Below are 13,394 nucleotides of genomic sequence, written 5' to 3' on the forward strand. Positions count from 1 at the left end.
ACATGACCGTACTTTCCTCCGAGATCGACACCCGTTCCGACACCTTCAAGCGCAACGCCCTGTCGATGCGGGCGCAGGTCGAGGATTTGCGTCGCCGCACCGACACGGTCCGCCTGGGCGGCGGCGAGGAGTCGCGCAAGCGGCACGTCTCCCGCGGCAAGCTGCTGCCGCGCGAGCGGGTGCGGGCGCTGCTCGATCCGGGCTCTCCGTTTCTGGAACTGTCGCCGCTGGCGGCGTTGGACATGTACGACAACGAGGCGCCGGGCTCCGGCGTCATCACCGGCATCGGCCGCGTCAGCGGCGTCGAATGCGTGATCGTGTGCAACGACGCCACCGTGAAGGGCGGCACCTACTATCCGATGACGGTGAAGAAGCATCTCCGCGCCCAGGAAGTGGCGATGGAGAACCGGCTTCCCTGCCTCTATCTCGTGGATTCCGGCGGCGCCAACCTGCCGCAATGGCCGGAAGTGTTCCCCGACAAGAACCATTTCGGCCGCATCTTCTACAACCAGGCCAACATGTCGGCGCAGGGCATCCCGCAGGTCGCGGTGGTGATGGGCTCCTGCACGGCGGGCGGCGCCTACGTGCCGGCGATGAGCGACGAGACCGTGATCGTGCGCAAGCAGGGCACGATCTTCCTCGCCGGCCCGCCGCTGGTGAAGGCCGCGATCGGCGAGGTCGTGAGCGCCGAAGACCTGGGCGGCGCCGACGTTCATGCCCGCACCTCGGGCGTCGCCGATCACTATGCGCAGAACGACAGCCATGCGCTGGGCATCGCGCGCCGCATCGTGGCCAATCTCAACTGGAAGAAGTCACCGTCGGCGTCGCTGCTGCCGCCGCGCGATCCGAAATATTCCGCCGAGGAACTCTACGGCGTCGTGCCGATGGACACCCGCACGCCCTACGACATCCGCGAGATCATCGCGCGTCTCGTCGACGGCAGCGAACTCGACGAGTTCAAGCATCTCTACGGCACGACCATCGTCACCGGCTTCGCCCGCATCTGGGGCTATCCGGTCGGCATCGTCGCCAACAACGGCATCCTGTTCAACGAATCGGCGTTGAAGGCGGCGCACTTCATTGAGTTGTGCGGCCAGCGCGGCATCCCGCTGCTGTTCCTGCAGAACATCACCGGCTTCATGGTCGGCAAGAAGTACGAGGCCGGCGGCATCGCCCGCGACGGCGCCAAGATGGTGACCGCCGTCTCGACCGTGAACGTGCCCAAGTTCACCGTGATCGTCGGCGGCAGCTACGGCGCCGGCAACTACGGCATGTGCGGCCGCGCCTACAGCCCGCGCTTCCTGTGGATGTGGCCTTCGGCGCGCATCTCGGTGATGGGCGGCGAGCAGGCGGCAAGCGTGCTGGCCACCGTCCGGCGCGACAATATCGAGGGCAAGGGCGGTGCCTGGTCGAAGGACGAGGAAGAGAAGTTCAAGCAGCCGATCCGCGAACAGTACGAGCGCGAGGGCCATCCCTACTATGCGACGGCGCGGCTGTGGGACGACGGCATCCTCGATCCCGTCGACACGCGCATGACCCTGGGCCTTGCTCTCTCGGCCTCGATGAACCAGCCGATCGGTCCGACCAAGTTCGGCGTCTTCCGGATGTGATCCGGTCATGACCGACACGATCCTGACGAAGATCGAGGGCGGCGTGGCGACGCTCACCCTCAACCGGCCGAAGGAGATGAATGCCTTCGACGGCGACACGGCGCGCGCGATCATCGAAGCCCTCGAGGCCTTTGCGGCCGACGAGACAGTGCGCGTGCTCGTGATGGCCAGCGACGGGCCGGTCTTTTGTGCCGGCGGCGACTTCAACTGGGTCCTGACCTGGCCCGAACTGGACGCCATCACCCGCAAGGTCGGCGCCGATTCCCTGATGGCCGCGATCCAGGCGGTCTACGATTTTCCCAAGCCGTCGATCGCGCGCGTCCAGGGGGCGGCGGTGGGCGGCGGCGTCGGCCTGATGCTGGCCTGCGATTTCTCGGTCGCCGTCTCCTCGGCGCGGTTCGGCCTCACCTCGGCGCGCAACGGCCTGCTGGCGGGCATCGCCATTCCCGTCCTGATCCAGGCGGTCGGCCCGCGCATGGCGCGGCAGCTGCTGATGCACGGCGGCACCTTCGATTCGGCGACGGCACTGCGGATCGGCCTGGTCGATCAGGTCGTCGAGGAGGATGCGCTCGACGCGACGGTGGCGGCCTTGACCGGCGAACTGAAGCGCAGTGCCCCCTCGGTCCAGACCCTGATCAAGAAGCTGATCACCGAGATCGATTCCATGCCACACACCGGTTTGGCGGCCGACCTGATCGGCGAGCACGTCGCCGTCCAGTGCACGAGCGACGATGCGATCGAGGGCATGAGCGCCTTCCTGAACAAGCGCAAACCGAAATGGGCCGTCTGATGTTCTCCAAGATCCTGATCGCCAATCGCGGCGAGATCGCCTGCCGGGTCATCAAGACGGCGAGGCGGCTCGGAATCAAGACGGTGGCGGTCTATTCCGACGCCGACCGCAATGCGCGGCACGTCGCCATGGCCGACGAGGCCGTCCATATCGGCCCTTCGGCGGCGCGTGAGAGCTATCTCATGGCCGACCGGATCATCGACGCGGCAAAGCGGACCGGCGCGCAGGCGGTGCATCCCGGCTATGGCTTCCTGTCGGAGAATGCCGGATTCGCTGATGCCTGCGCCCAGGCGGGCATCGTGTTCATCGGACCGCCGGCCGCCTCGATCCGCGCCATGGGCTCCAAGAGCGAAGCCAAGAAGATCATGGAGAAGGCCCGGGTGCCGCTGGTGCCGGGCTATCACGGCGACGACCAGTCGCCGGAGCTGCTGGCCAGCGAGGCCGTGAAGATCGGCTTCCCGGTGCTGATCAAGGCGTCGGCCGGCGGCGGCGGCAAGGGCATGCGCGTGGTCGAGAGCGCCGAGAAGTTCGCCGATGCGCTGGCCGGGGCCAAGCGCGAGGCCAAGGCCTCCTTCGCCGACGATCATGTGCTGGTCGAGAAGTATCTGACGCGGCCGCGCCACATCGAGATCCAGGTCTTCGCCGACGGGCATGGCGGCTGTCTCTACCTGTTCGAGCGCGACTGCTCGATCCAGCGCCGGCACCAGAAGGTGATCGAGGAAGCGCCGGCGCCGAACATGGACCCGGCGCGGCGCAAGCAGATGGGCGAGGCGGCGGTCGCGGCGGCGCGGGCCATCGGTTACCAGGGCGCCGGCACGGTCGAGTTCATCGCCGACCAGGACGGCACGTTCTTCTTCATGGAGATGAACACCCGGCTGCAGGTCGAGCATCCCGTGACCGAGGCCATCACCGGCCAGGACTTGGTTGAATGGCAGCTCATTGTGGCGGCTGGCGGGAAGATGCCGCTCACCCAGGACGAGCTGCGTATCGACGGGCATGCCGTCGAGGTCCGTCTCTATGCCGAGGACCCGGCGCGGAACTTCCTGCCTTCGACCGGCACGCTGGTGCACCTGAAGCTGCCGGAGGAGGGCGCGCATGTGCGCGTCGATACCGGTGTGCGCCAGGGCGATACGGTGACGCCGTTCTACGATCCCATGATCGCCAAGGTGATCGTGCACGACCGCGACCGCACCTCGGCGATGCGCCGCATGGCGGCGCTGATGGGTGAGACCGAGGTGGTGGGCGTCACGACCAACTCGGGGCTGCTGAAGGCCCTGTGCTCGCATCCCGCCTTCGTTGGCGGCGAGGTCGACACGGGCTTCATCGAGCGCCATCGCGCGACGCTGTTCACCAAGCCGGCGCCTGCCGGCGACCGCGCTTTCGCCGTGGCCACCCTGGCGCGCCTGCTCGAATGGCGGGACGCTTCCAAGCCGGTGGAGACCGATCCGTGGTCGCCGTGGAACACGCAGAACGGTTTCCGCCTGCTCGACGAAGGCCATGAGGAAGTGCGCTGGAAGGACGGCGAGCGCGAAGTCGTCGTGCTGGCGCGTCGCCTGCGTAATGGCGGCCTGCAGCTGGAGCTGCCGGAGGGTTCTCGCGAGGCGCGGGTCGAGCACCTGGCGGACGGGCGCCTGTCGGTCGGACTGGGCGAGGATACGTTCCTGGCAACCGCCGTGCGGCGCACCGCCCTTGATGGCGGCATCGACTACACGCTGTTCATGGATGGCGAGAGCCGCCGCCTGCGGCTGGTCGATCCGCTCGACGTCACGCAGTACGAAGCGACGGCCTCGGCCGATGCGATGGTCCGCGCGCCGCTGCCGGGCAAGATCATCGACCTGCGGGTCAAGGCGGGCGACACGGTGAGCAAGGGCCAGGCGCTGCTGGTCCTCGAAGCCATGAAGATGGAGCACACGCTGGCCGCGCCGGCCGACGGCAAGGTGAAGAGCCTGCGCTATGCCGTCGGTGAGCAGGTGCCCGAGGGCGCCGAGCTGGTCGAGTTCGAATGAGCGCACTGCTCGGCGGCTGGCGGCTCGAGAGCTGGTCGTACCTCTACGGGGACGGCCGGCCGCCGGAGTACCCGATGGGCGCCGACGCTTGTGGCTACATCCTCTATACGCCGCAGGGCCAGGTGAGCGCTACCATCATGCGTGCCGATGGCAGCGAGTGCTTCGCCTATGCCGGCAGCTACGAGATCGTCGATGGAACGGTATTCCATTCCATCGAGCTCTCGACCAACAAGGCGCTGGTCGGCCTGCGCTCGGCGCGACACATCAAGCTCGACGGCGATCGGCTCACTTTGTCCGGCCCGGACTTCGCCGCCCGCACCAACCGCACGCAGCAGATCGTCTGGCGACGCGCCTGACTTAGAGTCTTTCGGACATGGATCGGGCGATCGGACCTCGATTGCTTCCCCATTCAGATGCAGGGCTATCGTATATGAGACAAAGGTCCCTCGCTTACGCTCGGGATGACACCGTTTGTTTGATCGGCGCGCTGCGCAAATCCCAACAGAATTGTCATCCCGAGCGTAAGCGAGGGACCTTTCGCCTTCTTCAAAACGCCAACGACCACGGCCTTTTGAGGCATATGCGATAGCCCTGCATTCAGATGGGGGCGATGGCGTCCTGGCTGCGTGTCGTGGCTTTGCGCAGGCCAGCCGAGTTATCCAGGACGTCCATGCACCGATTCTCGCATTACCCAGGTCCCCGAAACCGGGAATTTCTCCCCGGGTCGGGTCCGTTTCATTCGTTTCGTTTATTTCGTTTATTTCGGTTGCGCTCCTTGACACCGTTGGGCGCTCCATTGCGGCGGCCCTACCGCCGCGCCGCGCCGCGCCGCGCCGCGCCCACGACTACGATGCCGTCGGTCGGCTGTTTCACGCTCCAGTCGAGCATTCTCCCCCAACACATCTTGTCATCCCGAGACCAAGGGCCGAGGGACCTTTACTGATCACGAAGGTTCCCTCGCTTCGCTCGGGATGACAATGGGGCCTAAGCGACGACCTTTCGATAGAGATGCCACGTCGCATGGCCTAGGACCGGCAGCGCGAGGGCGAGTCCGATCAGCAAGGGGAGTGCGCCGATCAGCAGGCTCGCGGCGACGATCAGGCCCCACATCGCCATCGGCCCCGGGTTCATCCGCACGGCGCGGACCGAGGTCGCGATGGCGGTGCCGACGCCGACATTGCGGTCGAGCAGCATCGGCAGGGACACGACGCTGATCACCAGGACGAGGAGGGCGAAGAGGAAGCCCACGCCGATGCCGACGACGGTCATCGTCCAGCCCCGCTTCGTGGTCAGCGCATCGCGCACGAAGGCCTCGGCGGAGACGGGGGCATCCGGCCCGAGGGTGACGGTATAGAGCAGGTTCGCCGCGAACAGCCACGTGCAGAAGATCGTCAGCAGCAGAAGGCCCATCACCATGATCGGCCCGATATTGGGCGACCGCGCGACGGCGAAAGCATCCGTCCAGCGTGTTTCGAGGCCGCGCTCGCGGCGGCGGCTGATCTCGTAGAGGCCGAGACCGAACAGCGGCGCGATCAGGGCGAAACCCGCGATCAGCGGAAAGACCAGCGCCAGCATCCCGTAATCGAAGGCCGTGCGCGAGATCACGAGGCCCGCAAGGGGATAGAGGAGACAGAGCATGACGACGTCTGTGCGGCAGGCGCCGAAGTCGCGCACACCCTTGGCGAGGGCATCGCCGACATCCGCGGCGGTGATGCGGCGAACCGTGGGTGGCGCCGAAGCACGATCCTCCCAGGCGCCGTCCATCGTATTGGCCGCCGAGCCGACAGCCTGGCTTGTCTGCTTGAGATGATCCCATCCCCATTCGAGGGGATTGCGGATGTGGTTCTGCGTCGCCATGACTGCCTCCTTGCGAACGAGAGTCCGAAGGTCGCGGCCCGTCGTGATCACGACGGAGCGCGATCTACCACGAGGAGGAGTCTACGCCCGGCAGAGGGGGAAGTCTCCCCCTCTCCGTGCACTGCGAAGCGCGCCGTTCGCTACTGCGAGAACTTCAGGTACTGGGCGACGAAATCGCAGCCGACGCTCTTGGAATAGGCGTCGATCAGCTTCTTCGTGATCGGGCCGGGCGCCTTGCCAGCCTGCCCTGAGCTTGTCGAAGGGGCGCCGACGGGCGCGCCGTTGAAGCTCTTCACCGGCAGGATGCAGAGGCTGGTGGAGGTGAGGAACATCTCCTCGGCATTGGCGGCGTCGAACATGTCGATGTCGCCCGGCGTGCACTCGACGCCGATCTGCTTGGCCATGTCCATGGTCATCTGGCGGCTGACGCCCGGCAGCACGTAGCGCTCCGACGGGGTGAAAAGCGCACCCTCGCGCACGATGAAGATGTTGCTGCCCAGGCCCTCGGCCAGATTGCCGTTCTCGTCGAGCAGGACCGGCCAGGCGTCCGGATTGAGCGCCTTGATCGGCTTCTCGGCCATGATCATGTTGAGATAGTTGTGCGTCTTGGCGCGCGGGCTGAGCATCGACGGCGCGATGCGGCGCGCCGTCGTGGTCATCACCTCGGCGCCCTCGCGATAGAGCTTGCCGCGCTTGGCGAGCGGCAGCGGCGTCATCTCGATCACGACCTGAGGGCCGACATTGTCCCAACCCTCGTCACCGACGGCGTCGACGCCGCGGCTCACCCGCTGGCCCAGCCACCAGTCGCCGACCTCGGCGCGGAGATGCTCGTTGCGCGCCACGACCTCCTCGCTGTGGGCGATCATCTCCTTGGGCGAGAGGCCGGGATCGATCTGCAGGTAGCGCAGCGAACGGTAGAAGCGGTCGATATGCTCCTTCAGCCGGAAGGGCGCGCCGTTGAAGGTGCGGGTCATGTCGAAGGCGCCGTCGCCGTACTTCCAGCTGCGGTCGCGGAACGGGATCATGACCTCGTTCTCGGGCACGAACTTGCCGTTGAACCAGGCGATGCGTTGATTGCTGAGTTGTGTGGCCATTGATGTGTCCTCCTGATCAGTTGGCTTGAAGTTCGAAAGCGGTGGCGCCCGCCAACGGACTGCGGCGCTTCCTGGTGGTCGTCGGGGCTGCCGGCGCGATGTTGCCGTTCTCGTCGGCAAGGTCGGCGACATAGGTCAGCGCACGACGGATATCGTCCGCCATCTCGCGGCGCGCGGCCGCTGCGTTGCGTGCCTGCAGCGCTTCGATGAGGCGTTGCCGGCCGGCAGGACCGCGCGAAGAAGAGATGAAGTCGGGGTAGAGGAGATTCATGTAGGGCCCGGTTTGCAGCCACAGGCTTTCGATCAGGCGGAGCAAGTTGGGCTGCCCCGCAGCAGCATAGACGGCAAAATGGAACTCGCGCACCTTCTGGCGGTCGGTGGCGCTGTCGCCGCGATTGCGGGCGACGATGATCTCTCGGGCGATGCGGCGGATGTCGGCGATCTGGCTGCGTGTCGCTGAAAGTGCAGCCTTGGCGGACGCCAGGCCTTCCAGCTCCATCCGGATGTCGCGCAGCTCCAGGACCTTGTCGCGCGTCATCAAGGACACGCGGACCGACCGGTTGGGGTTCATCTCGAAGGCACCTTCGGCCACCAGGCGGCGCAGCGCCTCGCGTACCGGCGTCAGGCTGACGCCCAGCACGCCGGCGACATAACGGAAGGTGACTTTCTGGCCCGGCGCGAAGCGGCCCATGGTCAGCGCCTCGCGCAGCGACTCGTACACTTGCTGGCGCAGCGAGGTGTCGGCGGCATCCGGAGGAGGCACGGTGCGGGGCATCGGTTGCGAAGCTTAGCGCACAGTAACCGAATTTGTGATCACAAAAATGCATTGCTGGGGTGAGAAGCGGCCATTAGGCTCGATCCAATTCGTGATCACAATTTTCTGCGGTCGCCGCGCCGCGGGCATCAATCTTGCTGGGTGAGGGACATGCGCTCCTACGCGAAATCGATCGCGCTCTACGAGAAGACCCGAAAGCACCTGGCCGGCGGCGTCAGCAGCAACGTGCGCTATGCCAGCGTGCCGGTGCCGCTGTTCTTCGCCCGCGGCGAGGGCGCGCGGCTCTACGATGTCGATGGCAACGTGCATATCGACTACGTGCTGGGCAACGGCCCGGCCATTCTGGGACACGCGCCGAAGAAGGTGATCGACGCCGTGGCCGCGTCGCTGGGCGAGGGGCAGCTCTTCGCGGCACAGAACCCGCGCGAGACCGAACTGGCCGAGAGACTGTGCGGCCTGCTGCCCGGCGCCGAAGTCGTGCGCTTCTCGACGTCGGGAACGGAAGCCGTGCTGATGGCTTTCCGTCTCGCCCGCGCCTTCACCGGCAGGACCAAGATCCTGAAGTTCGAGGGCCACTATCACGGCTGGAGCGACCAGGCCTATATCAGCGCCCGGCCGCCGCTGAACGAGGCAGGGCCCGCCGATGCGCCAGTGCCGGTCGCCGGCTCGCCCGGCATGCCGGCCAGCGTGCTGGGCGACGTGGCGGTCTGCGCCTGGAACGATCTCGATCTGCTGGAGCAGACGCTGGAGCGCCATCGCGGCGAGATCGCGGGCGTGATCATGGAGCCGGTGATGGTGAATGGCGGGGCAATTCCGCCCGCGCCAGGCTACCTCGAAGGCGTCCGTGCGCTTTGCGACAAGCACGGCGCGCTCTTCATCTGCGACGAGGTGATCACCGGCTTTCGCGTCGGCCTGCGCGGTGCCCAGGGCAAGTTCGGCGTCACCGCCGACCTCAGCATCTATGCAAAGGCGGTCGCCGCCGGCTTCCCGCTGGCGATGGTCGCCGGGCGGCGCGACATCATGGACACCTTGCTCGACAAGGGCGTGATGCACGGCGGCACCTACAACGGTAACGTCCAGAGCATGGCGGCGGCGCTGGCAGCCCTTGATGTCCTCGAAGCAGGCGATGGCGCGGTCTATCGCGAGCTCGAGGCGCGCGGTACGGAGCTGATGCAGGGCCTCGCTTCGTTGGCGTCCAAGCATAAGCTGCCGATCCTGGTGCAGGGCATGCCCGCGATCTTCCAGACCTTCTTCACGTCGAGTCCGGCGCCGAAAAACTATCGCGAATCGGCGGCTTGCGACCGCGACGCCATGCTGGCGCTGCATGCGGCTTTGCAGGAAGAGGGCGTGCGCGCCCAGCAGGCCGGCAAGTGGTTCCTGTCGACGGCGCACGACAAGCCGGTCATCGAGGAGACGCTGGCCGCCGCCGACCGTGCCATGGCCAAAGTGGCGCGCGCCTAGATGTCGGATATCCGTCTCGAAGGGGTGACCAAGCGCTACGGCACGTTTGCCGCTGCGGACTCGGTCGACCTCTCGGTGACGCAGGGCGAGTTCGTCACCATCCTGGGGCCAAGCGGTTCGGGCAAGACGACACTCCTGTCGCTGATCGCCGGCCTCAACCGGCCGACCTCGGGGCGGATCTTCATCGGCGGCCGCGACGTCACCAATGCGACGGCACAGGAACGCAATATCGGGCTGGTCTTCCAGTCCTACGCGCTGTTCCCGCACATGACGGTGCTGCAGAATGTCCTGTTCCCACTGGGCGTCCGCAAGATCGGCGGCGCCGAGGCCGACAGATTGGCGCGCGATGCGCTTAAGCTGGTGCGCCTCGACGGTTTCGAGAACCGCCGTCCGTCGCAGCTTTCAGGCGGCCAGCAGCAGCGCGTGGCGCTGGCGCGGGCCGTCGTCTTCAAACCCGACATCCTGCTGCTCGACGAGCCGCTGGGCGCGCTCGACCGCAAGCTGCGCGAGGAGCTGCAGGTCGAACTGAAGCAGCTCCAGCGCACGCTGGGAGTCACGACCTTGCTGGTCACGCATGACCAGGAAGAGGCGCTGTCGCTGTCGGATCGCATCATGGTGCTCGACAAGGGCTGTACCCAGCAGGTCGCCGCGCCGACGGAAGCCTATCTCAAGCCCGCGAACCGCTTCGTGGCGGAGTTTTTAGGCATCGCCAACTTTGTCGGTCTGCCCGACGGCCGCCAGGGCGTGGTGCGCCCGGAGCGCGTGCGGCTCATGGCGGACGGGCAGGGCAAGCCGGCGCGCGTCGTCGAGGCGATCTATCTCGGGCAGATGGTGCGCTACCACCTCGCCCTCGAAAGCAATCAATCGGTCGTGGCGGCCGTGCCGTTCCTGGGCACGGCCTACGCGCCGGGAGAGCGTGTCAGCGTTTCGTGGGAGTCGGCCGATGTCTGGCCGGTAACATAAAGAGGATCGAGATGAAGAGACGTACTTTCGTCGGTGCAGCCGCCGCCCTGCCGGCCGTGAGCCTCCTGTCCGGGACCGCCCGCGCGCAGTCCAAGGAAATCCGCATGATCGAATCAGGCGGGGCCTCGGGCGAATCGATCCAGAAAGGCTACATCGACCCGCTGTTCCAGAAGACCGGCCTCAAGGTCGTGCGCGAAAGTCCCAGCTCGCTCGGCAAGCTGCGTGCGCTGGTCGAGAGCGGCCAGACCAGCACGACCTTGTTCGAGCTGGGCTCGGGCGTCGTGCTGCAGGCCAAGAAGCTCGGCCTGATCGAGCCGGTTGATTGGGCCGCCGTCAATCCGGCCGCGATGTTTCCCGAGGCCAAGGACGAGTACGGTTTCGGCTACCAGTATTTCTCGACCATCATGGCGTGGCGCAAGGGCGCCAAGGAGCCGAAGAACTTCACCGAGTTCTTCGACACCAAGGCCTTCCCGGGCAAGCGCTGCCTGCCCGACTTCCCGCATTACTGCCTGCCGTTCGCGCTGCAGGCGGCCGGCGTGCCGATCGACAAGCTGTTCCCGCTCGATGTCGATCTCGCCTTCAAGAAGCTGAACGAGATCAAGAAGGATGTCGCCGTCTGGTGGAAGGCGGGCGCCCAGCCGCCGCAGCTCATGAAGGACAACGAAGTCCAGTACTCGATCTGCTGGTCCGGCCGCGTCGTCGGCGATCCGGCCTTCGGCCTCAACTTTGCGGGCGGCAAGGCCGATCTCTCTTTCATCTGCGTCGTCAAGGGCTCCAAGCCCGACGACAAGGCGACGGCCTGGAAGCTGATGCACGAGATGTCGCTGCCGGAGAACCAGGCGAAGGCCGCGGAGGTCATCTCCTACACCGGTCCCAGCCCGGACCTCGACAAGCTGCTGCCTCAGGACAAGCTCTGGCAGTTCCCGACCAGCAAGCAGAACAAGGACGTGCAGTATTTCGAGAATGCCCAGTGGTGGGCCGACAACGGCGAGGCCGTGAACAAGAAGTGGGAAGCCTTCAAGCTCAGCCTGTGATTGGGCTCATCGCCGGGGGCGTGCCACTCCAGTGGCGCGTCTTTCATCATCATGATCGCGCCACGGAGTGGCGCGCCCCCAGCAATGATATGAACAAATGACACGGACGACTCGCCTCGAAGGTTTCGGATTCATCGCACCGCTGCTGGTGCTGATGGTCGTCGCCTTCAACGCACCCATCGTCTACATGCTGGGCCTCGCCTTCTGGGAGAAGGGGCGGGGCTTCACGCTCGAACATTACGAGGGCCTGCTCGAAGCGCCGGTCTATCTGCGCGTGCTGGGCAACACGATGCGCATCGCGCTGATCGCAACCCTGGCCAACATCGTCATCGGCTATCCGCTGGCGCACTGGATGCGCGGCCTCGGCAGCCGCGGCCGCATGATCGCGATCGCGCTGGTCGTGCTGCCCTTCTGGGTCTCGATCCTGGTCCGCACCTATGCCTGGATCGTCGTGCTGGGCAATGGCGGGATGGTGAACCGCGCGCTGCAATGGAGCGGTCTCACCGATGAGCCGGTCTCCTTCCTCTACAACGAGCTGGGTGTGACGATCGGCATGGCCAATGTCCTGCTGCCGTTCCTCGTGCTGCCGCTGTTCGCCGCCATGCTCCGCATCGACGACCGCCTGCTGCAGGCCGCCGCCTCATTGGGCGCGCCGCCGCGCACCATCTTCTGGAAGGTCTATTTCCCGCTCACTCTGCCGGCGCTGGCCGCCGGTGCACTACTGGTCTTCATCCTCTGTCTCGGCTTCTACGTGACGCCCGCCATCCTGGGCGGCGGCCGGGTGCCGATGATCTCCAACCTGCTCGACACGCTGATCAACCAGATCCCGCGCTGGGAGCAGGCCTCGGCGATCTCGACGATCCTGCTGATCGTGACGCTGCTGATCTTCGCGGCCTATCGCCGGCTCGACCGGAGGGCCTCTGGAGCATGATCGGCGGCTCGGTCTGGACCCGGCGCGGGCTCGCGGCCATGGGCATCTTCGGCCTCGTCTTCCTCACCGTGCCGCTGGTCATCGTGATCCCGATGTCCTTCTCCTCGGCGCGGGCGCTGACCTTCCCGCCGCCCAGCCTGTCGTTGCGTTGGTACGAGACCTTCTTCGGCGATCCGCGCTGGATGGAGGCGATGTGGACCTCGACCCTGGTCGCCGCGATCTCCTCGGTAGCGGCGCTGGTGCTGGGCGGGCTGGCGGCCTACGGGCTGCGGCGCGGCACCTTCAAGGGCCGCGACTGGGCCGAGGGCAATTTCATGGCGCCGCTGATCGTGCCGACGATCATCGTGGCCATCGCGCTCTATCTCGCGCTGGCCAAGGTCGGCCTGCTGGGCTCGCTGGTGGGGCTGGTGGTCGCCCACACGCTGCTCAACGTGCCGCTGGTCATGATGGTGCTGGGCGTGGCGATCCGCGAGTTCGACCAGCGGATCGAGCAGGTCGCCTGGAGCCTCGGCGCCTCGTGGAGCTATACGATGCGCAAGGTCGTGTTGCCCAACCTGACGCCCTCGGTCTTCGCGGCGTGGATCTTCGCTTTCATCGGCAGCTTCGACGAGGTGATCGTGACCTCGTTCATCGCCGGCAAGTACGAGACCGTGCCGAAGAAGATGTTCAACGAACTGATCCTCGAAGTGAACCCGACCATCACCGCCGTTGCGACGCTGTTGATCGCTTTCACGGTACTGGCGCTCGCCGCCGTCGCTTTCGTGCTGGGGCGTGCAGGAAAACTCAAGGAGACCGTGGTCTAGGGCTGCGGCGCGAAAGCGAAATCGCCTTCTCGAACTTGAAATGAGTCGATATTACAAGGCCATCCCTACG

General features: G+C 66.1%; 12 protein-coding genes. 9 read left to right on the forward strand and 3 right to left on the reverse strand.

Going from position 1 to position 13,394, the window contains the following annotated elements:
• The first annotated feature begins 2 nt into the window (after positions 1 to 2).
• From AC1ROX_RS24625 to AC1ROX_RS24640, 4 genes are read left to right on the forward strand one after another with little or no spacing between them, the layout of a single operon-like run.
• Positions 3 to 1,610: a carboxyl transferase domain-containing protein gene (locus AC1ROX_RS24625; protein ID WP_493130178.1), complete on the forward strand. Its 1,608-nt coding sequence runs from the start codon at positions 3 to 5 to the stop codon at positions 1,608 to 1,610.
• Positions 1,611 to 1,617: 7 nt separating this feature from the next.
• Entirely contained in the window at positions 1,618 to 2,400 is a 783-nt protein-coding gene (locus AC1ROX_RS24630; RefSeq protein WP_493130180.1) for an enoyl-CoA hydratase/isomerase family protein, read from the forward strand.
• Positions 2,400 to 4,406 (forward strand): acetyl/propionyl/methylcrotonyl-CoA carboxylase subunit alpha, encoded by a 2,007-nt coding sequence (locus AC1ROX_RS24635; protein ID WP_493130417.1) that lies wholly within the window; start codon positions 2,400 to 2,402, stop codon positions 4,404 to 4,406. Before AC1ROX_RS24630 ends, AC1ROX_RS24635 begins: the two co-directional genes overlap by 1 nt.
• Positions 4,403 to 4,762: a lipocalin-like domain-containing protein gene (locus AC1ROX_RS24640; RefSeq protein WP_493130182.1), complete on the forward strand. Its 360-nt coding sequence runs from the start codon at positions 4,403 to 4,405 to the stop codon at positions 4,760 to 4,762. The genes AC1ROX_RS24635 and AC1ROX_RS24640 overlap by 4 nt, the downstream gene beginning before the upstream one ends.
• A gap of 628 nt (positions 4,763 to 5,390) precedes the next feature.
• Here AC1ROX_RS24640 and AC1ROX_RS24645 read toward each other — a convergent pair.
• The 3 genes from AC1ROX_RS24645 to AC1ROX_RS24655 all read right to left on the reverse strand — a co-directional run bounded on the left by AC1ROX_RS24645 (position 5,391) and on the right by AC1ROX_RS24655 (position 8,132).
• A complete protein-coding gene (locus tag AC1ROX_RS24645) occupies positions 5,391 to 6,263 on the reverse strand; it encodes a DUF2189 domain-containing protein (RefSeq protein ID WP_493130184.1) in 873 nt (290 codons plus the stop codon).
• A 140-nt stretch (positions 6,264 to 6,403) separates the two neighbouring features.
• Entirely contained in the window at positions 6,404 to 7,357 is a 954-nt protein-coding gene (locus tag AC1ROX_RS24650; protein WP_493130186.1) for an aminotransferase class IV, read from the reverse strand.
• A 16-nt stretch (positions 7,358 to 7,373) separates the two neighbouring features.
• On the reverse strand, positions 7,374 to 8,132 hold the full coding sequence (locus tag AC1ROX_RS24655; protein ID WP_493130188.1) for a GntR family transcriptional regulator: 759 nt from the start codon (positions 8,130 to 8,132) through the stop codon (positions 7,374 to 7,376).
• 150 nt (positions 8,133 to 8,282) lie between these two features.
• Between AC1ROX_RS24655 and AC1ROX_RS24660 the strand changes: the two genes are divergently transcribed.
• The 5 genes from AC1ROX_RS24660 to AC1ROX_RS24680 all read left to right on the forward strand — a co-directional run bounded on the left by AC1ROX_RS24660 (position 8,283) and on the right by AC1ROX_RS24680 (position 13,324).
• Positions 8,283 to 9,593 carry an aspartate aminotransferase family protein gene (locus tag AC1ROX_RS24660; protein ID WP_493130190.1) on the forward strand — a complete coding sequence of 437 codons (1,311 nt, stop codon included), beginning with the start codon at positions 8,283 to 8,285 and terminating at the stop codon, positions 9,591 to 9,593.
• Positions 9,594 to 10,556 carry an ABC transporter ATP-binding protein gene (locus AC1ROX_RS24665; RefSeq protein ID WP_493130192.1) on the forward strand — a complete coding sequence of 321 codons (963 nt, stop codon included), beginning with the start codon at positions 9,594 to 9,596 and terminating at the stop codon, positions 10,554 to 10,556.
• 11 nt (positions 10,557 to 10,567) lie between these two features.
• A complete protein-coding gene (locus AC1ROX_RS24670; RefSeq protein ID WP_493130194.1) occupies positions 10,568 to 11,590 on the forward strand; it encodes an extracellular solute-binding protein in 1,023 nt (340 codons plus the stop codon).
• A gap of 97 nt (positions 11,591 to 11,687) precedes the next feature.
• A complete protein-coding gene (locus AC1ROX_RS24675) occupies positions 11,688 to 12,521 on the forward strand; it encodes an ABC transporter permease (RefSeq protein ID WP_493130196.1) in 834 nt (277 codons plus the stop codon).
• Positions 12,518 to 13,324 (forward strand): ABC transporter permease, encoded by an 807-nt coding sequence (locus AC1ROX_RS24680; protein ID WP_493130198.1) that lies wholly within the window; start codon positions 12,518 to 12,520, stop codon positions 13,322 to 13,324. Before AC1ROX_RS24675 ends, AC1ROX_RS24680 begins: the two co-directional genes overlap by 4 nt.
• The last annotated feature ends 70 nt before the right edge of the window (positions 13,325 to 13,394 follow it).

The organism is Reyranella sp. GW821-FHT14A01 (assembly GCF_058803965.1).

Coding starts and splice junctions, on each gene's coding strand:
- AC1ROX_RS24655 (WP_493130188.1), bottom strand. CDS start 8,132: ATGCCCCGCACCGTGCCTCCTCCGGATGCCGCCGACACCTCGCTGCGC.
- AC1ROX_RS24645 (WP_493130184.1), bottom strand. CDS start 6,263: ATGGCGACGCAGAACCACATCCGCAATCCCCTCGAATGGGGATGGGAT.
- AC1ROX_RS24650 (WP_493130186.1), bottom strand. CDS start 7,357: ATGGCCACACAACTCAGCAATCAACGCATCGCCTGGTTCAACGGCAAG.
- AC1ROX_RS24640 (WP_493130182.1), top strand. CDS start 4,403: ATGAGCGCACTGCTCGGCGGCTGGCGGCTCGAGAGCTGGTCGTACCTC.
- AC1ROX_RS24625 (WP_493130178.1), top strand. CDS start 3: ATGACCGTACTTTCCTCCGAGATCGACACCCGTTCCGACACCTTCAAG.
- AC1ROX_RS24635 (WP_493130417.1), top strand. CDS start 2,400: ATGTTCTCCAAGATCCTGATCGCCAATCGCGGCGAGATCGCCTGCCGG.
- AC1ROX_RS24680 (WP_493130198.1), top strand. CDS start 12,518: ATGATCGGCGGCTCGGTCTGGACCCGGCGCGGGCTCGCGGCCATGGGC.
- AC1ROX_RS24630 (WP_493130180.1), top strand. CDS start 1,618: ATGACCGACACGATCCTGACGAAGATCGAGGGCGGCGTGGCGACGCTC.
- AC1ROX_RS24660 (WP_493130190.1), top strand. CDS start 8,283: ATGCGCTCCTACGCGAAATCGATCGCGCTCTACGAGAAGACCCGAAAG.
- AC1ROX_RS24670 (WP_493130194.1), top strand. CDS start 10,568: ATGAAGAGACGTACTTTCGTCGGTGCAGCCGCCGCCCTGCCGGCCGTG.
- AC1ROX_RS24665 (WP_493130192.1), top strand. CDS start 9,594: ATGTCGGATATCCGTCTCGAAGGGGTGACCAAGCGCTACGGCACGTTT.
- AC1ROX_RS24675 (WP_493130196.1), top strand. CDS start 11,688: ATGACACGGACGACTCGCCTCGAAGGTTTCGGATTCATCGCACCGCTG.